Source organism: Bacillus sp. P4_E1, from assembly GCF_056401715.1.
Genome location: NZ_JBFUIV010000027.1, coordinates 17987 through 38037 on the forward strand (window position 1 = coordinate 17987; position 20051 = coordinate 38037).

Consider the following 20051-nt stretch of genomic DNA (forward strand, 5'->3'; position numbering starts at 1 on the left):
CTTAATTTATATTCAACAAAAAAAGACCATGCAAATTTGCATGATCTTTTTAGATGACCCGTACGGGATTCGAACCCGTGTTACCGCCGTGAAAGGGCGGTGTCTTAACCACTTGACCAACGGGCCGTTAAATTAAATATAGCGGCGGAGGGGATCGAACCCCCGACCTCACGGGTATGAACCGTACGCTCTAGCCAGCTGAGCTACACCGCCATGTCGTCGTATTTAACGGACAATTAGTATATTACATCAGATATATTTTAAAGTCAATACATCTCAAAAATTTTTTTAAAAATATATTCTCTCACATAAAAAAGTACCCGAGTAATTACTCTGGGTACCTCTCTATATGTTAAGAATTAAACGGACTTATTATCCGCGACGTGCGCCACGGCCACCACGTTTAGATTCTGTGTTACGCTTTAAAGAAGTTAAACGATCTTCACTATCTTTTAAAAAGCGTGCCATCTTTTGCTCAAATGTTTCTTTTGGAGCTCGTTCGTTACCGCCACCGCGGTTATCTCTGTTGGAAGAACGATTATTACGTTGTGGACGTCCAGAACGTTGTTGATCACCACCACGTTGGTATTCACCGCGTGGACGATCTCCTTCTGTTTTTTCACGTTCTTTCGCTTTCTTAATAGATAGGCCAATTTTGCCATCTTTTTCAACATTGATAACTTTTACTTCTACTTGGTCGCCTACTTTTAAGTGATCGTTAATATCTTTCACATAATTATCAGCAACTTCACTAATATGAACAAGACCTGTTAAGCCTTCTGGCAGCTCCACAAAAGCCCCAAAATTTGTAATACCTGTTACTTTACCCTGTAACTTGCTGCCTACCTCGATTGACATAAAAAAAATGCTCCTCCTTAGTGGTTAAAAAGTCAAATTTTACTTTATTATATATAATCCTAAAATACAGTGTCAATAAGACATACTCTACTTAGAAACAGGAAAAATTATCTCCCCTTTTCCGGAGAAGAAATAATCCCTTCTAGCAATCTTTAAAACGTACTCTTCATCATTCAACTTTTGAACTTCATCTTTTAGATTCTTTTCTTTTTTCGTTAATGAATCCAGTTCTTTTTTCATGTCCTTAACTTTTGCTTCTTTTGCTTTAATGGAACTGTTTTGTTGATAAAACGTCACACTAATACTAGCAATAATTGTAAAAGCAAAGACAAGAAAAACCGCTAAACGGCGATAAAGTCGCTTCCTGTTCTCATCCGTTTGTATTATATGTTCTTTAACAGGATTTGGACTCTGTTTGTCGATTGTTCTTTGTCTCAGTTCCCTCATTTCCGAGGTCCCCCTAACTTCTTTTTTATACGCACCCATAATTGGAAGATATGTCCCTTCAATTTTGCTACATATTGCAGGAACCCTACATGCTTCATTATAAAAAGTTTAACACGATTAGGGAGAAGTTTCCATATGAGCGAAGCAATAAACCGAACAGGCGAGAAAAAAACTTTCCATATGAAAAGTAATATCCAAATCACCATTTTCCATAACACATGTCCAATTGAAAGCAGTATACGAAATAAGAATAATATAAATGCAATAAATAGCTGTGCTATAATAATAACAGGTTTTATCATGAGTAGCTGTATAATTCGAACAAAAAATTGTGTTGTTTGTACAAAAATATAGATGAGAAAATTTAACATCTTCATGTATAGTGCTTTCAATAAGCTTTGATATGCTGCAAAACCACATAGTAACGCCAAAAATACATATATACGTAGTTCGGCTTCATTTACACGCAGTAATACATAAAAAACGAATAATGCTTGGACAATCCAAAATAGTATATCATGTATAAATACAAGCCAACGTTTACGCTCTTGGCGTTTTAAAAACCGTTGGTATGTATCTAAAGAAGCACCAATCCAAGCACCCATTCCAATCATCGAAAGCATTGTATACAACTGAATTGTTAGGCTCATTTAAACAGCTTACTAAAGAAGCCTTTAGTTTTCTCCCCTTGGTTCTCATCAATATACAGCATTTCATGAACTTTCCCTTTAATTGATACAACACCCTTTTCTACATCTAAATTCTTCATTTGCAAATTTTGACCACGAATTGTTAAAAAACCCATTACAGTCTCGAGTAAAAACTCTTCGCTATCAAAACTCTCTACTTGCTTTACACCAGTAATGTCGATTACACGCCTGCCACGCATGATAATATCATGCTCTACAGAAACATTTTGTTGATTAGAAGACATAGGTGAGTAACCATTATTCACGAAAATCCCCCCATAGCTTTATACTAGCTAATAGTAATGTATGAAGGGCTAACCTATTTTAGAACAAGCCTTCTTCCGCTTTCACTTTTTCCTCACGAACGAGACTATACATGTTTGCTGCATCTTCTTTTTTAGTTGTTTCTTTCAATTCATTTACTTTCACAGTTACTATTTTTTGCCCGAAACGAATTGTTAATTCATCCTCTACCTTCACATCTGAACTCGCTTTTGCCACTTGGCCATTAATCGAAATTCTTCCTTGGTCAGACACTTCTTTTGCTAATGTTCTTCTTTTAATTAAACGTGATACTTTCAAAAATTTATCTAGACGCATATCAAATCCCCCTATTAACGCTCTGTTTGTTTTGCCTCTTCCCATAAAATATCTAACTGTTCTAATGATAAATCTTGCATTTCCTTATTCATTTCAGCTACTTTTGCTTCCATGTATAAAAAGCGATCCATAAATTTCTCATTAGTTGAACGTAACGCTTCTTCTGGATCTAATTTATAATGACGAGCTATATTCACAAATGCAAATAGTAAATCACCAAATTCACCTAGCATCTTTTTCTCATCCATGTTTACAACTTCTTGTTGGAATTCTTGCCATTCTTCTAAGGCCTTCTCTATCATCGGCTGCACATCAACCCAATCAAATCCAACCTTTCCAGCTTTCTTCTGAATTTCATAAGCACGCATTAGTTGTGGCAAGCTTTTTGGAATACCCGCTAAAACAGATTCTTTCACGAATCCCTTTTCTTGTTTTTTAATTTCTTCCCAATTTGCAATCACTTCATCAGCATTATTTACATCCGTATCCCCAAACACATGCGGATGACGACGAACCATTTTCTCAGCTAAAGTCCGAATAATATCATCTATAGAGAACCAACCTTCATCCTCTCCAATTTGGGCATGAAGCATAACTTGTAATAATATATCACCTAGTTCTTCTACTAAATGATCATCATCCTCTTCATCAATTGCTTCTAGCACTTCATACGCTTCTTCAATTAAGTATTTCTTTAAAGATTGATGAGTTTGCTTTTTATCCCATGGGCAACCATTCGGTCCACGAAGATCAGCAATAATTGCTCTAAGCACATCAAACTGCTGATATAAGGACGCACGTTCCTTAACCGGCGGTACATACACACTCGTTAAATTATTTAATTCTGTTTCGTGATCTAACATGTATAACGATACCTTTTTCACTTGCTCGAATGAAGTCCCTGCAGCTGTTACGATATACACTTCGTAATCATCTGGCAAAATCTCCATTAACGTTAGCTTCACATCTGAAGCAACGAATGCATCATACACTTGGCAAAAGATTAAATGTTGACGTAATTCTAATTGTCCTCTTTCAAATGATGTAGCATCAATTAATTGGAACCCTTCAATCGGATCAATTTTTAGACTTGCAAACATCGGATCAAGGAAACTTTGTCCACCTTCAATTCGCACTTCAATATTTGCTGCTTCTCCTTTTTCCAAAAGTAGCTGAACTGTTCTTTCTGCTACAAGCGGATGACCTGGAACAGCATAAATAATTTCTGCGCCTTTAGCTTGTTCTAACAATGTATTCGCAATTGTTTCATATACGATTTCAAATGTATCATGTGCCTCATATACATTATCAAAGGCCGTATACTTTATAGCTTCTTTCTCCAATTCTTCTATAACTGGGTGTTCCTTCGTTCTAACAAACATATGGTCTGCTTCTTTTATCTTTCGATATACACCCATTGTTAACTGATCTAACTCACCAGCACCTAATCCTAAAATAGTAATGATTCCACTCACAACCAGTCACCTCTATCCACTCTTCTTCAATGAACCTTCTTTTTTCTCTTGTTTCATAACGGTTCCTAATTCTTCTTTTGTAAATACACGAAATTTTAAAATTAAAAACATATATGCTAATCCACCGATAGCTACACCTAACAGCGCTTCAAGCGTCGCAATTCCTCTATGTCCTGTATCAATTACTAATCCGGACATTCGCAACATACGCATAAAGATTATTAATACAAACCCCATACCGATACCACTAATAGCTACACCTAACATATTCCGCCTATCAATAAGCGGCTCCGATACAGCTCGCATAAGTAACACACTATTTAGCAAGGCAATTACAATAAGCGCAACTAAAGTTGCAATTGCAGCTCCCTTTACACCAAAATACGGCATTAATATATAGTTTAAAACTAACTTCAAACAGCCTCCAAATACAACGAATATTGCTGGTTTTAATGTTTGTCCTACTCCTTGCAAAATGGAAGCAGTTGTAATTGACAATGAACTAAATAAAATAGATAAAGATAAAATCGATAACACATCTGATCCATCACTATTTTCAAACAACATAATATTTGTAGGTTGAATAATACAAGTTAATCCAATAGCAGCTGCAGATCCAATAACAAATGTTATTTTCATTGCTAACTTTACCTTTTCTTGAATAAATGAAAGATCTCCTCTTTCTTTCGCCGCTGTAATAATAGGAATAAGTGACAATGAGAAAGAAGTTGTCACAACAGTACCTAATTGCATAAGTGGGATACTTCTATCATAAACACCTTTTAGTACCTTTGCATTTTCAACTTGCTCTCCCGCACGAATAAGCAAAGTATACAAGGAAATAGAATCCGCCATTTGTATAAAAATAAGGACTAAATTACTAACACAAATCGCTAATCCCTGCCAAAAAAGGATTCGAACAATCCCTTTTTTATTTCTAATTCCCTTCCATCCTTTGAAGAAAATAGCATGGAAATCATGACGCATATAAAGTAAAAGTACGATAATCCCAATAAGCCCGCCTGCAATTGAACCTAGCATGGCACCCGCACCAACTGTATATAAATCAAATCCATGAGCAATAAGGAATATTGATAAAAATACAATAATAGAAACACGAATCGTTTGTTCAATTACTTGCGAAACAGCCGTCGGCATCATATTATTGAAACCTTGAAAATATCCTCTCGCTACAGATAAAAATGGCATTAGTAGGAATGAAAACGAAATAACACGTAATAATTTATCTAAATGTATATCGCCCATAACCGATGCAATTGTTTCGGCCCCAAAGAATAATGTGAAAAACCCTATAAATCCAATTCCTAATAAAAACCAAAAAGATACACAAATAATTTCTTCTGCTTCTTTTTGTTTTCCTCGTTCTAATCTTTCTGCGACCATTTTTGAAATAATAATGGGAAACCCATAAGTAGCTAAAATCAAACAAAATCCATAAAACGGATAAATTTGTTGGTAAATATAAAAACCAACATCACCCGCTATATTTTGATATGGAATACGGTAAAAAGCGCTTAATACCTTCGTAACAAAACTTGCGATTGTTAATATAATAGCCCCACGCCAAAAGGCTTGGTACTTCTTCGCTTCCATACAAGAAAACTCCTTTTTCTATTCTCACCCCTCGTATTATATCACAAAGAAAAACTGGCTCTCCTTCATATTCCTTACATTCACTGACTTCTTTCAACAGCAAAAATATTCAATGAAAAAAGGTAGCAAAGCGCTACCTTCGTTCAATATACTTATATCTCCAAGTAGTTAATTTCTCAAATAGAAATATCATAATTAGGAAAGATTGCTACTTATAGAAATTACACTTTGCTACTGCTCCATTTGTTTCGCTAAAAAGCTTGCAGCTGTATTTACTGATTTATGCTCTACTTCACTTATAATAGCCTCTTTAGAGAAGATAACGACAGCTCCGATTGGATCTCCATTTGCAATAATCGAGCCAATTGTATAAGAGCTCACTTTTTCTGTTACTCCATCAATAATTGAAATTTCGCTTTCATCTGTCATAATTACAGACTTACGCTCTTCCATTGTCTTCTCAATTAAATCGCCAACACTTTTATTTAAGTATTCTTTTTTAGATGCGCCTGCTACTGCGATAATAGAATCACGATCGCATACAAGCACATTATGTCCTAAGCTATCGTATAAAGCTTCCGTATATTCCTTTGCAAAATTACCTAGTTCACTAATTGGAGAATATTTTTTCAAAATCACTTCTCCATCGCGATCAACAAATATTTCTAGTGGATCTCCCTCACGAATACGTAAAGTTCTACGAATTTCCTTCGGAATTACTACCCTGCCTAAATCATCAATTCGACGTACGATTCCAGTTGCTTTCATTCTAATGCTGCCTCACTTTCTACTGATGATCAAAGTGGTGAATTTACCTGTTCATGTAAAAATCACCAACTATTAAACATAGTATTTTACACATTAGTTCTTCTATGCACGTCGAATTGTATTTTTTATCTTATATTAGGCATTTATTACTTCTTTTTTTACATCTGGCAAGCCTTTTAATAAATTTTCAGCAATTGTTAACCATTTCGACGTCTCTAATCCATTCGTTTTCATCACAATTTTCAATTGTGACCCCTCCATACCAAGACCGATCATACGGCCAAAACTACTTCCTAGCATGAATAATTTTCCACCATCTATATTTTGGCTCGCTTGTTCAGAAAACAGGAATGTTACTTCAAATTTATTTTGCTTAATTAACTCAATTTGTTCTTTCATTGCCAACACTTTAATGTTTGCAATTTGTAATAAATAACCAACTTCTTGTGGATAATCACCAAATCTGTCGATCATCTCTTCCTGCAGCTCTTCAATATCCTCAATTGCAGAAATACCTCTAAATTGTTTATACATCATAATTTTTTGTTTACTATCTGAAATGTACGCATCCGGTAAATATGCATCTACTTCTAAATCAATTTCAACATTAACGGTATTTTCAACTCCGTCTGTTCCTCTACGTTGCTCAATTGCATCTTTTAACATTTGAGAATATAGATCAAATCCGACAGAATCAATAAATCCATGTTGTTCTGCCCCTAACAAATTACCCGCACCACGAATTGATAAGTCTCTCATCGCAATTTTGAAACCAGATCCAAGCTCTGTAAACTCTTTAATCGCTTGCAGACGCCTCTCTGCAACTTCCGATAACACTTTATCACGTTTGTATGCAAAGTATGCATACGCGACGCGATTAGAACGCCCAACACGACCACGAAGCTGATACAACTGCGATAATCCCATACGATCTGCATCAAATACAATTAATGTATTTACATTCGGAATATCTACACCCGTCTCAATAATTGTCGTACTTACAAGAACATCATGCTGCCCTTCTAAAAACGATAGCATAACAGACTCTAATTCACCTTCATTCATTTTCCCATGTGCGTATGTTACACGAGCATCTGGAACTAACATCGAAATTTCATCTGCTTTTCTTTCAATATCCTCCACACGGTTATATAGGAAGTAAATTTGACCGCCTCTTGCTAACTCTCGCTCTATCGCTTCTCGCATTAACGCTGGATTATACTCTACTACATATGTTTGTACTGGGAAACGATTCTCTGGTGGTGTCTCAATAACAGATAAATCGCGCACACCAAGCATAGACATATGAAGTGTACGTGGAATCGGAGTTGCCGTTAATGTTAACACGTCAACATTTGCTTTCAATTGTTTAATTTTTTCTTTATGTGTAACGCCGAATCTTTGTTCTTCATCAATAATAAGAAGTCCTAAATCTTTATAAGTAACATCTTTAGATAAAATACGATGCGTTCCGATTACAATATCCACCGTTCCATCTTTTAAACCTTTAATCGTTTCATTTTGTTGTTTTCGTGTACGGAATCTACTTAGTAACCCTATATTAATCGGATAATCTTGAAAACGCTCTCGAATTGTTTCATAGTGTTGTTGTGCAAGGATTGTTGTTGGTACTAAAATCGCAACTTGTTTTTCATCCATAATTGCTTTAAATGCCGCACGAATAGCTACTTCAGTCTTTCCATATCCTACGTCACCACAAAGAAGCCTATCCATCGGACGTCCGCGTTCCATATCTTTCTTAATCTCTTCAATAGAACGTAATTGATCCTCTGTCTCTTGATATGGGAATAAAGATTCAAACTCTTGTTGCTCTGCCGTATCTGGTGTATATGCATAACCTTTCGAAGCTTCACGCTCGGCATATAATTTAATTAGGTCATCTGCAATGTCTTGTACAGATTTTTCAACTTTCGTTTTGACCTTCTTCCAATCATTTCCGCCTAATTTATAAACTTTTGGTTCCTTACCTTCAGACCCTACGTATTTTTGCACTTGATCAATTTGTTCAATTGGAACGTATAACTTATCATTACCTTGATATTTAATATTTAAATAATCTTTATGAACACCATTAATCTCTAATGTCTCAATACCTAAAAATTTACCTATACCATGATTTACATGAACTACATGGTCTCCAACTTTTAATTCCGAATAACTTTTAATACGTTCAGCGTTAGATAACTTTTGCTTACGTTGTGATTTTTTAACCTTCTTATGAAAAAGCTCCTTTTCAGTAATGACAACAAACTTTTGCATTGGCATTTCAAAGCCTGCATGTAAATCACCTACAGCAATTTGTAACCTTCCAGGCAATAAGATATCTGTCGCCTCTACAATGTCTGCATCAATATCATAATCACTTAAAATATGTTGTAGTTTTTTTACACGTTCATCATCTGTTCCAAGCACAACGGTCGTAAAATTACCTTCATTCCATCTATCAATTTCAGTTTTTAACAAATGCATCTGTCCGTGGAAATCTTGCATCGTTTTACATGTCACATTCACAATATTTTGAGGATGTGTGTGTGCTATATGGCGTAAGAATAACGTTAAATATACAAAACTTCTTTTTTTATTATGAAGAAACTCCTCAAACGAGTGGGAGAAAGATAAATCCTGAATAATTGTTCCTTCGCCAAGAAGTGAGATATACCATTCCGCTTCTTCTGTTTCAAGATGTGATGCTGTTTCTTGAATACGGGAAATCTCATCTAAAATTACAACACCATTTTCTGGTAAATAATCTATCAGACTAGCAGGTTCTTTATAGAAAATAGATAAATATTTAAACATTTGTTCTATACTTTGCCCGTTTTTCAACATTTCAAGTTCATGACTAACCGTCTCAAGCACAGTAGTCTTTAATTTATCATCGGAAAGCTTTTGCATCGTCTTAGTCAAACCTTCTTCAAGATGCTTAATTCCCGATTTCAATTCTTCCTGTGAAAATAAAAACTCTGTTGCCGGACCAAACCGAACACTTTCCCTTTTATCTTGAGAGCGCTGTTCTTCCACATCAAACAATCGAATAGAATCAACCTGTGTATCAAAGAATTCAATACGAAATGGTAATTCTTCAGTTAATGGGTAAATATCTAATATTCCCCCGCGCAAACTAAAATCTCCTGGAGCTTCTACCATTGACTTACGCTCATAACCAATATGATGTAAGGTATGCAAGAGTGCATCTAAATCAATCTCTTGCCCTAGATTGATTTCAATTTGCCTTTGCTTCCATAATTCTTTTATTGGTAAAAACCTACGCAGCCCTGCAACTGGCGCTACAATAATCCCATTCTCTCCTGCAGCTAAGCGATTTAACACTTCAATACGCTGTGCCTTCAATTCTGGACTTGCAACACCAACCTCCGATGCTATCAATTCATTTACCGGATATAGCCAAACATCTTTTTCACCAAGTAACGCCACTAAATCTTCATGTACTTTTTGTGCTTGGTATAAATTGTGCGTCACGATAAGTTGTGATTGCTTTGTCTTTTTATATAAAGCTGCCATTAATAATGAACGAGAGGATGTTGCCATACCCGATACAAGTTGTTCTTTCAACCCATCTTCTAGCCCATTAATAACCGATTGTATTTCTTCATTTTTATAAAATTGCTCTAATAAACCTATCATTTTCAAAACTCCTCTCAACATAAAGAGCAAGTTACTATATTTTATGCAAATATTTTGGAAAAAGAAAACAGAAAAATGCTTTGGACATGCCAAAGCGACAACATTTTATTGCAGAAATTTTTCATATTCATAATACTCAGGATAAGATTCGAGCGTTTCTTGACACGATTCACAAATCGTTTTTATATATATATTTCCATTCTCATGAAAATGAATCATATCCACTACTTCTTGCTCTGTTAGTTGAAACAAAACGTCGCTATATACTTTTTCTGCGATAATGGAGCCCACATTACTTCCACAATGTCTACAGTAATAATAACCTTCCATACTAGCCTCCTAAATATCCAATTGCTACTAGTATGGGATAAAACAAAATAAAATATTCCAGATTGTGCGCTTAACTATTAAAAGTATTCATGATTTGGAGAAAAGGTTTATTTAACCATTCCTCACATGCATCTGCTGCATTTTCAATGGATTGATTAACACCAGATATTTCTTCAGATGTAAAACGTCCTAATACGTAATCCACTACTTTCATCCCATTTTTCGGACGATCAATTCCCATGCGGATACGTTGAAATTCTTGTGTTCCTAAATGTGAAATTGTTGATTTCACACCATTATGTCCACCCGCACTACCTTTCATGCGAAGGCGTAATTTACCTACAGGAATATCTAAATCATCGTACATAACAATGAAGTCCTCGACATCAATTTTATAATAATCCATGAGTGGACGGATACTTTCCCCAGATAAATTCATATATGTAAGTGGCTTTAGTAAGATTACTTTTTCCCCATTAACAAAACCTGCGCCAAATACCCCTTTAAACTTTTGTTCATTCAAAGAAATACTCCAACGTTTTGCAAGTTCATCGATTGCCATAAATCCAATATTATGCCTTGTTAATTCATATTCTCTACCTGGGTTCCCAAGTCCTACTATTAATTTCATTCTTGTACCACTACTTTCTTTTTTCGATACGAAAAGACGTAACCAAGCTTGGTTACGTCTCATTCTATCCAATTAATTGAATAATACACTTACAGATTCTTCTTCGTATACACGAATGATTGCTTCTCCGATTAATGGAGCAACTGAAAGTTCATGTACTTTATCAATTTTCTTCTCTTCTGGTAATACGATAGAGTTCGTTACAACTAACTCTTTAATATTCGAATTTTGAATACGCTCAATTGCTGGACCAGATAATACTGGGTGTGTACAGCAAGCATATACTTCAGAAGCACCGTTCTCAACAAGAGCGTTTGCCGCTAATGTAATTGTACCAGCTGTATCAATGATGTCATCAATTAAAATTGCTGTTTTGCCTTCGATGTTACCGATAATGTTCATTACCTCAGATACATTCGGACGAGGACGACGCTTATCAATAATAGCGATTGGCGCTTTTAGGCGATCTGCCATTTTTCTAGCACGAGTTACACCACCGTGATCGGGAGATACGATTACGATATCTTTAAGGCCTTTTGCTTCAAAGTAGTCTGAAAGAATCGGTACACCCATTAAGTGGTCGATCGGGATATCAAAGAATCCTTGAATTTGCGGAGCATGTAAATCTAGAGTGATTACACGAGTTGCACCTGCTGTTTCAAGCAAGTTTGCTACAAGTTTCGATGTAATTGGTTCACGAGAACGCGCTTTACGGTCTTGACGCGCATAACCATAGTAAGGAATAACAATATTAATTGTTTTTGCAGATGCACGTTTTAATGCATCAATCATAATAAGTAATTCCATGATATGTTCGTTTACTGGGAAGCTTGTAGATTGAATAATGAATACATCGCAACCACGGATACTTTCTTCAATGTTAATTTGAACTTCTCCATCACTAAAACGATCAACAGAACATTTTCCTAGTCCTACTCCAATATGCTTTGCGATTTGCTCAGCAAGTTCCTTATTAGAGTTTAAAGAGAATACTTTCAAATTAGAATTTAGATATTGAGTCGACATCTAGATTAACCCTCCACATTATGATTTTTTCTTATTCAGCAATTGATCAACATAGTCTTCTTTGTTAACTTGACGTGCACGTGCTACTGATAATGCTTTTGATGGAACATTCTCTGTTATTGTAGAGCCTGCTGCCACATAAGCACCATCTTCAACTGTTACAGGCGCAACAAGGTTTGAATTACATCCAATAAATACCCCGTTACCAATTACAGTTTTAAATTTATTCTTGCCGTCGTAGTTCACCGTAATTGAACCACAACCAAGATTCACGTCTTCTCCAACTTGTGCATCCCCGATATAACTTAAGTGTGAAGCTTTACTTCTATTACCAAAAACAGTTTTTTTGATTTCTACGAAGTTTCCAACGCGCACTTCATCTCCAATAACTGAATCTGGGCGAATATGTGCAAATGGACCAACTGATACTTCTGTACCAAGTTTGCTGTCATGTACAGTAGATTGACGAATTACCGTACGATCTCCAATTTCACTATCGCGAATTACTGTATGCGGTCCAATTTCACAATCAGAACCAATTACAGTGTTCCCCTCAATAACCGTTCCTGGGTGAAGAACTGTATCACTACCAATAACTGCATCCGCAGAAATGTATGTGTTACTTGGATCAATAATTGTAACACCATTTACCATGTTCTTTCTGTTGATACGATTTTTCATAATAATTTCCGCTTGCGATAGAGCGACTCTGTCGTTAACACCTAACGTTTCATCGAAGTGCTCTGTTTGATAAGCTGATACAATATGACCTTCATTTTTTAAAATTTCAATAACGTCCGGAAGGTAATATTCGCCCTGTACATTATCATTTGAAACTTTAGAAAGTGAAGCAAATAAAGCTTTATTATCAAAACAATACGTACCTGTATTGATTTCTTTAATAGCTAATTCTTTTTCATTTGCATCCTTATGCTCAACAATCTTTTCAACATGACCATTCTCATTACGAACGATACGGCCATATCCAGCAGGCTCTTCTATGTACGCTGTTAGTACCGTCGCCATTGCTCCCGCTTCTTCGTGTTGCTGAAGCAATGCTTCCATCGTTTCAGCAGTTATTAGAGGTGTATCACCACAAATAACTAAAGTTGTTCCCTCTTCATTTGCAAGTACACTTGCAGCTTGATCAACAGCATGAGCTGTACCAAGTTGTTCTGCTTGTAATGCAAACTCACTTACGTTTCCTAGCTGTTCTTGTACCTTTTCAGCACCATGTCCAACGACTGTTACAAGTTTCTGCAATCCTAATTGAGATACTTCATTGACTACATGTTGTACCATTGGTTTTCCACATACAGGATGCAGCACTTTGTATAGCTTGGACTTCATACGTGTGCCTTTACCTGCAGCTAGAATCACTGCAAATCTGTTTGACATATAGACCCTCCATCGCAACCTATTTATCCATTAACGATATTATCCTAAATCATCATATATTTCAAGAAACACATTATAACTATTAAATTTTACCATAATTCTTATAAGATGTTTTACTCTTTAGTATCTTTTTTAAGGAATAAGCTATACTATTTTAAATGATTTTGAAAAAATTAGAAGTTTTTCATCTTTATTTTTTCAAAATATGAATTTTTATAATTAGAAACGTGTATTATTCAAAAAAAAAACAAACTCCTGTAAATGCTTACAGGAGTTTGCTACAAAATTATAAGACTTTCTTTCAAAAGCCCTTTTCATTCGAATTTTACGAAGCGCCTGCTTCTTCAAACTCAACCTCTTCTAACTCGCCTAAACGATGATACTCTGTTAAAACCGCATCTTGAATTTTAGAGCGTGTATTAGAATTAATTGGATGTGCAATGTCACGGAATTCTCCATCTGGAGTACGTTTACTTGGCATTGCTACAAATAATCCATTATTACCATCAATTACACGAATATCATGAACAACAAATTCATGGTCTAGAGTAATAGAGGCAATTGCTCTCATGCGGCCTTCTGTGTTTACGCGGCGTAATCTTACGTCAGTCACTTCCATCTTGTGTTCACCACCCTTTTCTAAATAAGCGATATATTTGTATAAATTCCACAAAATTTCTATTTTTCCTTTAATTTTTTAAAAATTTTTAAGATAAAAATTTTTATTGTAGTTGAATATAAGGATTAGCAGAGGTTATCGCTTACAAAGAGTTACTTAACTAGGGCAATTACTTCGATTTCAACAGAAACATCTTTCGGTAATTTTGCTACTTGTACACAAGAACGCGCTGGTTTATGAGTAGAGAAATAAGAACCGTATACTTCATTAACAGCATTAAAATCATCCATATCCTTCAAGAATACTGTTGTTTTTACCACTGTATCAAATGAAGCACCTGCTTCTGCTAATACCGCTTGTAAATTTTCAAATACTTGCTCTGTTTGTACTGTTACATCTCCTGTTACAAGTTCTCCACTTGCCGTTAACGGAATTTGTCCTGAACTATAGAACATATTATTTACAATAATCCCTTGTGAATATGGTCCGATTGCCTGTGGTGCTTTGCTTGTTTGAACAACTTTCATACTTTTCACCCTTTTATTATTTATTTTTACTCTTTAAAAATAGTGTACCAAAGGCAGTTTGTCCATCTATTTTGTAATTTATAAATAGGAATAAAAAAAGGTAAAGCTATCTGCTTTACCTTTTTACTCAGCCTCTACAAGCCCTTTATCAAATGGTGCAAGTGCATAATTCCCCTTTTCCACTTGAATCGCTTTTTCTTTCACATCAACTTCTGACAGACGAATTAATGATACAAAGTTATTAATAAGTCTTTCTTCAATATCCGTAGACTCTACTAATACGCCAATCCCAACAACATTAGCTTTAAACTCTTCTAGCATGCTCATCATACCTTGAATGGTTCCGCCAGCTTTCATAAAGTCATCAATAATTAAAACATTGGACCCTTCTGGAAGGCTACGCTTTGCTAAAGTCATCGTTTGGATTCGCTTAGAGGAACCTGATACATAGTTAATACTAACAGTGGGTCCTTCTGTTACCTTATTATCTTTTCTCGCAATTACTACCGGTACATCTAAGTAGTTCGCTACTGCATAAGCAAGCGGAATTCCTTTTGTCGCTACCGTCATAACCGCATCAATTGGTTGCCTAGCAAAAACAGAAGCAAATAAACGACCTGCGCCATTAATCTGGCGAGGATTACTTAAAAGATCCGTCATATATAAGTAACCGCCAGGCAAAATACGGTCTGGGTTTTCAAATAAGCTACAAAGCTCGTTAATAATCAGATTTGCCTCTTCTTCACTTATATAAGGAATATATTTCACTCCTCCTGCTGCTCCTGGTACCGTTTGCAATGTGCCGACACCTTGTTGTTCAAACGTTTGCTTAATAATAACTAAATCTTCACTAATGGAAGATTTAGCCGATTGATACCTTTCAGCAAAAAAAGTGAGAGAAACTAGCTGACGAGGATTTTGTAACAAGTAATACGTCAGATCGACCAATCTTGTACTTCGTCTAATTTTCATACTCTCACCCCAAATCACGAATATTCTAAACAAATCATAACGTATTATACGTCTTTATTCAAGCGTTTCTCGCTCTCCTAATAAACGCACTGCATATACTTGCTCGCAAAATCCTTTTAACCCGTTATATATGCGGTGCATTCGCGAATCATGGTGTACAAGACCAAATACAGTTGGGCCACTTCCACTCATTAATACGGCATCTGCCCCAAAGCGTTTCATCTGTGATTTAATACGTGCAACCTCGGGATGCATCGCAAACGTCACATCTTCTAAAACGTTACCAACAGTATCACAAATTCCTTTATAATCGCCATGGTTAATGACTTCAACCATTTTATCTACATTTGGATGAGTAACACGATTTAATTTTAAATTTCCGTACACGTCAGCAGTAGATACACCAATGTGGGGCTTTGCTAAAACAACCCAACAAGAAGGCGGAGTCTTTATATGTTCAATTTCTTCTCCTCTTCCAGTGGCAATAGCAGTTCCACCATATACACAGAACGATACATCTGATCCAATTTCTGCGCCAAGCTTTGCTAATTCATCGATTGTTAGCCCTAAATTCCATAACTTATTAAGGCCACGTAATGTCGCTGCTGCATCACTACTTCCACCTGCTAATCCAGCGGCTACTGGAATCGTTTTTTCAATAGTAATAGACACACCTTTTTTTACATTAAACTTCACTTTTAATAATTTCGCTGCTTGATAAGCTAAATTGCGTTGGTCGTCTGGGACATACCGATTATGGGACAAAATTTCAATACGGTCTTCTGCTAATTCCGTTAGCTCTAAACGATCTGCCAAGTCGATTGTTGTCATAATCATTTTCACTTCATGATATCCATCTTGTCTTTTTCCCAGTACATCTAACGACAGATTAATCTTTGCTGGTGCTTTCACTAGTAGCTTCAATCTATTCACCCACTCTATGTACTCAATCTTTTATCGTTTATTTTACCATAAATTTATAGTAAGACGATGACACTTCCCTAATTATATCGAAAAGCATTCAGAATGAAACTACTTATGTCAAATGATGGCACCTTTTAGCGTGCAAAAAGCCGAGGAATCTCTCCTCGGCTACCGTAGCATAGAAAGTATCTTACAACTACTGGTTTCGTTTCATTAATTGCTGTTCTGCAATTTCTATAGCACGTTTCACCATATTACCAGCATCTTTCGCACGAATTCCGCCCCATCCTTCTTTCTGAACAACATCATAAAATCCAAGCTCTTTTGCAAGCTCTTCTTTAAATTGATTTGACATGACTCCTCTTCGTCTACTCAATGCAGAGTCCCTCCTTATTTTGCTACGGTATAATTAGTATGCAAAATAATATAGCTTTTCATTTATGGGAATATATGTAACGAAAAATACATTAATTATAAAATACTTCATTTTGAGATTCATCGTAAAATGTTAGCTCTACTGTCTCTGTTAAAACATCTGCATAACTATAAGATACACGTTGCAATGCATCTTCTTGCTGGTCTAATTGTACAACAAACACAGAACGATACGTTTCTGCAAGTACACCTGATTGCTCCACAGTTTTTCTTCTCCCACTATTTGCCTTTAACATAAGTCGCTGTCCAAGATGGTGATCTAATTCGCTTTTAATTTCATCTAAACGTTTTGACATATACTTTGCTACACCTCGCTGTAATTTAGATTGAACACTTAAAACACGATATATCTATCCCAATTATTAACCGCAATTCACAGACAATATCATTATAAAAGCATCATGCGTTCAAATAGATAGAAGAAATACTATATTCTAAAAGTATCATTGTATAGTCTGCACGTTCTTGCCGCTTTTTATCCAGACTCATTTAAATCATTTCCACATAAAAAAGCAAGATACGTATGTACCTTGCTCATTCGTCATAATGTTGAAAGGGCAATCCCGTTCGTAAAATCCCTCTTGTTTCAATTCCGCCTAGTCCCTTTTCGCCAGTAATTGTATTACGCACAACGTCCCATACATTTACTCTTTCCATAAATGAAGTGAAACTAATTTTGCCAACTACATATACAGGATCTAGAGCATGAATATTAATTCTAGACGGTGAACTAGCAAAATTAGCACCTGCCCGAATCAACGCCTCAAAGTGTGATTGACAAGCCCCAGCAAAAATAACGAGTTGATCTAACGATGGATACTTTTTCCGCACTTCTCGAACGGCCTGTACAAAATGTCTAGAATGTCTATATGCTGCTAAATCTCCCATAACTCCTTTTGACTTTGTATATGCATCATGTCCTGTAATAACTAAAATGTCTGGGCGAAAATGATCTATTAAGTCTACTACCTTTTCATGCATCTCCGTTTCCTTACAATGAATACCTTGAACAGGAACGCCTATTTTATTATATAAATCTAAGCACTTGCGCAAATATAAAGGATCTCCATCTATATGCAATACACGTCCTGGCATTTGAAAATAATTCACTTCACTTGTATATCCACCAGTTGAATTATGTTCATGTCTTTGTTTCATCAACACGTAATCTTGCTGAAACAACCGGTAAGTACGCTCCATCGTTTCTTTTTCACGCTTCACTCTATTTTTATGTTCTCGTTGATCTATACTAACTAAATCTGCAAGTGGTGCATCCGCCACAAGTCTAATTTCCTCTCCAAATAGTATTGCCATATCGCCTTTTATTTCTATAATACGAAAAAGAATATCCCTATTATGAGAATATCGTTCAACTAATTCTCCAACATGTAAATCCATTCTCCTACCTCCAAACTCCAAACTCGTTAGGCCATCTTACCTGTTTTTAAAGTATGAATTTAGGAAAGGAAAGGTGACAAAAGGGACAGCTCAAGTTGAACTGTCCCTTTCATATTCTTATGACAATTTATGAAGAATTAATGCATTACTTAATGTTGCAAACTCTTCGATAGATAGCGTTTCGCCTCTTCGCTTCGGATCAATTCCTACTTCTGTCAAAATTCGATCCAACAGCTCTTTATCTTTCGGGAAACCATTTAAATTATTTGATAAATTATTCATTAAAGTTTTACGACGCTGTGCGAAACTTGCTCGTACTACTTCAAAGAAGAAAGTTTCATCTGTCACTTCTACAACTGGTTTAGGACGCTTTAGAAGACGGATAATCGCAGAATCAACATTTGGTTGTGGCACAAACACTGTACGCGGTACAGTCATAACTGTTTCTACCTCTGTATAATACTGAATGGCAATTGATAAAGAACCATACTCTTTCGTTCCTGGTTTAGCAGCTAAACGATCCCCAACTTCTTTTTGCATCATAACAACAAATCCACGAACCGGTAATTTTTCTTCAAGCAATTTAAATAAAATTGGCGTTGTAATATAGTATGGTAAGTTAGCTACTACCATTACATCTTGCCCTTCTTCAAATTGCTCACTAAACACTTCATGTACATCTGCTTTTAGTACATCTTTATTTATAACTGTAACGTTGCTATATGGAGCTAACGTCTCGTCTAAAATTGGTAATAATCTCTGATCAATTTCAAAAGCCACTACTTTTTTAGCACGCTTTGCCAATTGCTCTGTTAACGCACCGATACCTGGTCCAATTTCAATTGCGCCACTTTCTGAACCGATTTCTGCGTGATCAACGATACGATTTAATACATTCGTATCAATTAAAAAATTTTGTCCTAAACTTTTTTTGAATGAAAATCCATACTTTTCAACAATGTCTTTCGTACGATTTGGTGTTGCGATATCCTTCATTTTTTTTCCTCCTGTATTACTTGCTTATAAGCTTCTGCAAATGATTCCTTTGAAACCTGAAACATTTGTAAACGTTTATGTAACTGTTTTGCGTTTGTATAACCAATCTTTAATAGCTTACCCACTCTTTCTCTGCGACTCTTTGCCATTTCTCCGCCCACTAAGCCCGCATCGACTAGATCACTCCAACTAATTTCACTTGTGTAAGCTTCCATTTCTTCATGTATATTCTCTAAAGCACGGCGAATCGACTCATTAGAAGCATGTTCGATTCCAACACCTTTTTTCCTTTTAGCAAGTGCTTCTTCCTTCGTTAAAAAAGCATGCTTACATCCAGGAACCTTGTCAGAAATAATTTTTCGAATACGCTCTCCAGGATAATCCGGATCTGTGAAAATAATAACGCCTCGTTTTTGCTGCGCTAATTTAACTTGCTCAATAACGTGATCACCGATTGCTGAACCGTTCGTTTCGATTGTATCTGCATCAACAGCACGTTTAATCGCAACTGTATCATCTTTACCTTCTACAACGATAATCTCTTTAATTTTCATGCTTGCCTCCACACTCTTTTCATCTCTACTTAGTAAAACAAAAAAATGACGACTTTTCCATTATTATTTTCCCAATCGTACATTTTAAAAAGTAGAAGAGAAAAATCTTTGTACACTATCCTTA

The 20051-nt window shown here is 35.8% G+C and carries 22 protein-coding genes and 2 tRNA genes; all 24 read right to left on the minus strand.

The annotated features are described in order from the left end of the window. Positions 1–54: 54 nt before the first annotated feature. Positions 55–126, minus strand: a tRNA-Glu gene (locus AC1DS7_RS26030). Between the two features lie 13 nt (positions 127–139). Then, positions 140–213 (minus strand) — tRNA-Met (locus AC1DS7_RS26035). 159 nt (positions 214–372) lie between these two features. Further along, the gene (locus AC1DS7_RS26040) at positions 373–858 is read right to left on the minus strand and encodes a S1 domain-containing RNA-binding protein (RefSeq protein ID WP_002009683.1); all 486 of its coding nucleotides are present in this window, start codon (positions 856–858) and stop codon (positions 373–375) included. Positions 859–945: 87 nt separating this feature from the next. Beyond that, positions 946–1305 (minus strand): cell division protein DivIC, encoded by a 360-nt coding sequence (gene divIC, locus AC1DS7_RS26045; protein WP_002091572.1) that lies wholly within the window; start codon positions 1303–1305, stop codon positions 946–948. Continuing rightward, the gene (gene yabQ, locus AC1DS7_RS26050; protein WP_002091573.1) at positions 1302–1955 is read right to left on the minus strand and encodes a spore cortex biosynthesis protein YabQ; all 654 of its coding nucleotides are present in this window, start codon (positions 1953–1955) and stop codon (positions 1302–1304) included. Before yabQ ends, divIC begins: the two co-directional genes overlap by 4 nt. Then, positions 1952–2260 carry a sporulation protein YabP gene (gene yabP, locus AC1DS7_RS26055; RefSeq protein WP_001059101.1) on the minus strand — a complete coding sequence of 103 codons (309 nt, stop codon included), beginning with the start codon at positions 2258–2260 and terminating at the stop codon, positions 1952–1954. Before yabP ends, yabQ begins: the two co-directional genes overlap by 4 nt. 58 nt (positions 2261–2318) lie before the next feature. Then, complete coding sequence (locus AC1DS7_RS26060) at positions 2319–2594, minus strand: RNA-binding S4 domain-containing protein (RefSeq protein ID WP_002009677.1); 276 nt, start codon at positions 2592–2594, stop codon at positions 2319–2321. A gap of 14 nt (positions 2595–2608) precedes the next feature. Continuing rightward, positions 2609–4069: a bifunctional methyltransferase/pyrophosphohydrolase YabN gene (yabN, locus tag AC1DS7_RS26065; protein ID WP_002009675.1), complete on the minus strand. Its 1461-nt coding sequence runs from the start codon at positions 4067–4069 to the stop codon at positions 2609–2611. Between the two features lie 12 nt (positions 4070–4081). Next, the gene (locus AC1DS7_RS26070) at positions 4082–5683 is read right to left on the minus strand and encodes a putative polysaccharide biosynthesis protein (protein WP_476999289.1); all 1602 of its coding nucleotides are present in this window, start codon (positions 5681–5683) and stop codon (positions 4082–4084) included. 231 nt (positions 5684–5914) lie between these two features. After that, positions 5915–6451, minus strand: coding sequence for a stage V sporulation protein T (gene spoVT / locus AC1DS7_RS26075; protein WP_002009670.1), 537 nt, complete (start codon positions 6449–6451; stop codon positions 5915–5917). A gap of 135 nt (positions 6452–6586) precedes the next feature. Beyond that, positions 6587–10117: a transcription-repair coupling factor gene (mfd, locus tag AC1DS7_RS26080; protein ID WP_002009668.1), complete on the minus strand. Its 3531-nt coding sequence runs from the start codon at positions 10115–10117 to the stop codon at positions 6587–6589. Positions 10118–10222: 105 nt separating this feature from the next. Beyond that, on the minus strand, positions 10223–10447 hold the full coding sequence (locus AC1DS7_RS26085; RefSeq protein ID WP_215588662.1) for an anti-sigma-F factor Fin: 225 nt from the start codon (positions 10445–10447) through the stop codon (positions 10223–10225). 70 nt (positions 10448–10517) lie between these two features. Continuing rightward, the gene (gene pth, locus AC1DS7_RS26090; protein WP_002144538.1) at positions 10518–11078 is read right to left on the minus strand and encodes an aminoacyl-tRNA hydrolase; all 561 of its coding nucleotides are present in this window, start codon (positions 11076–11078) and stop codon (positions 10518–10520) included. Between the two features lie 72 nt (positions 11079–11150). After that, on the minus strand, positions 11151–12104 hold the full coding sequence (locus tag AC1DS7_RS26095) for a ribose-phosphate diphosphokinase (protein ID WP_002091580.1): 954 nt from the start codon (positions 12102–12104) through the stop codon (positions 11151–11153). An 18-nt stretch (positions 12105–12122) separates the two neighbouring features. After that, on the minus strand, positions 12123–13502 hold the full coding sequence (gene glmU / locus AC1DS7_RS26100; protein ID WP_002166365.1) for a bifunctional UDP-N-acetylglucosamine diphosphorylase/glucosamine-1-phosphate N-acetyltransferase GlmU: 1380 nt from the start codon (positions 13500–13502) through the stop codon (positions 12123–12125). A 325-nt stretch (positions 13503–13827) separates the two neighbouring features. Then, complete coding sequence (spoVG, locus tag AC1DS7_RS26105) at positions 13828–14121, minus strand: septation regulator SpoVG (RefSeq protein WP_000454042.1); 294 nt, start codon at positions 14119–14121, stop codon at positions 13828–13830. A gap of 152 nt (positions 14122–14273) precedes the next feature. Further along, positions 14274–14648, minus strand: coding sequence for a RidA family protein (locus AC1DS7_RS26110; RefSeq protein WP_000869819.1), 375 nt, complete (start codon positions 14646–14648; stop codon positions 14274–14276). A gap of 123 nt (positions 14649–14771) precedes the next feature. Continuing rightward, the gene (gene purR, locus AC1DS7_RS26115; RefSeq protein WP_002091587.1) at positions 14772–15620 is read right to left on the minus strand and encodes a pur operon repressor; all 849 of its coding nucleotides are present in this window, start codon (positions 15618–15620) and stop codon (positions 14772–14774) included. Between the two features lie 54 nt (positions 15621–15674). Then, a complete protein-coding gene (gene ispE / locus AC1DS7_RS26120) occupies positions 15675–16544 on the minus strand; it encodes a 4-(cytidine 5'-diphospho)-2-C-methyl-D-erythritol kinase (RefSeq protein ID WP_012260164.1) in 870 nt (289 codons plus the stop codon). 196 nt (positions 16545–16740) lie between these two features. Continuing rightward, positions 16741–16920 carry an acid-soluble spore protein SspF gene (sspF, locus tag AC1DS7_RS26125; RefSeq protein ID WP_002094215.1) on the minus strand — a complete coding sequence of 60 codons (180 nt, stop codon included), beginning with the start codon at positions 16918–16920 and terminating at the stop codon, positions 16741–16743. A 91-nt stretch (positions 16921–17011) separates the two neighbouring features. After that, complete coding sequence (gene veg / locus AC1DS7_RS26130; RefSeq protein ID WP_002009653.1) at positions 17012–17275, minus strand: biofilm formation stimulator Veg; 264 nt, start codon at positions 17273–17275, stop codon at positions 17012–17014. Between the two features lie 238 nt (positions 17276–17513). After that, on the minus strand, positions 17514–18377 hold the full coding sequence (gene yabG, locus AC1DS7_RS26135) for a sporulation peptidase YabG (RefSeq protein WP_002009651.1): 864 nt from the start codon (positions 18375–18377) through the stop codon (positions 17514–17516). A 117-nt stretch (positions 18378–18494) separates the two neighbouring features. Continuing rightward, positions 18495–19373 (minus strand): 16S rRNA (adenine(1518)-N(6)/adenine(1519)-N(6))-dimethyltransferase RsmA, encoded by an 879-nt coding sequence (rsmA, locus tag AC1DS7_RS26140; protein ID WP_002091590.1) that lies wholly within the window; start codon positions 19371–19373, stop codon positions 18495–18497. Further along, on the minus strand, positions 19370–19927 hold the full coding sequence (gene rnmV / locus AC1DS7_RS26145) for a ribonuclease M5 (RefSeq protein WP_002029323.1): 558 nt from the start codon (positions 19925–19927) through the stop codon (positions 19370–19372). Before rnmV ends, rsmA begins: the two co-directional genes overlap by 4 nt. Between the last annotated feature and the right edge of the window lie 124 nt (positions 19928–20051).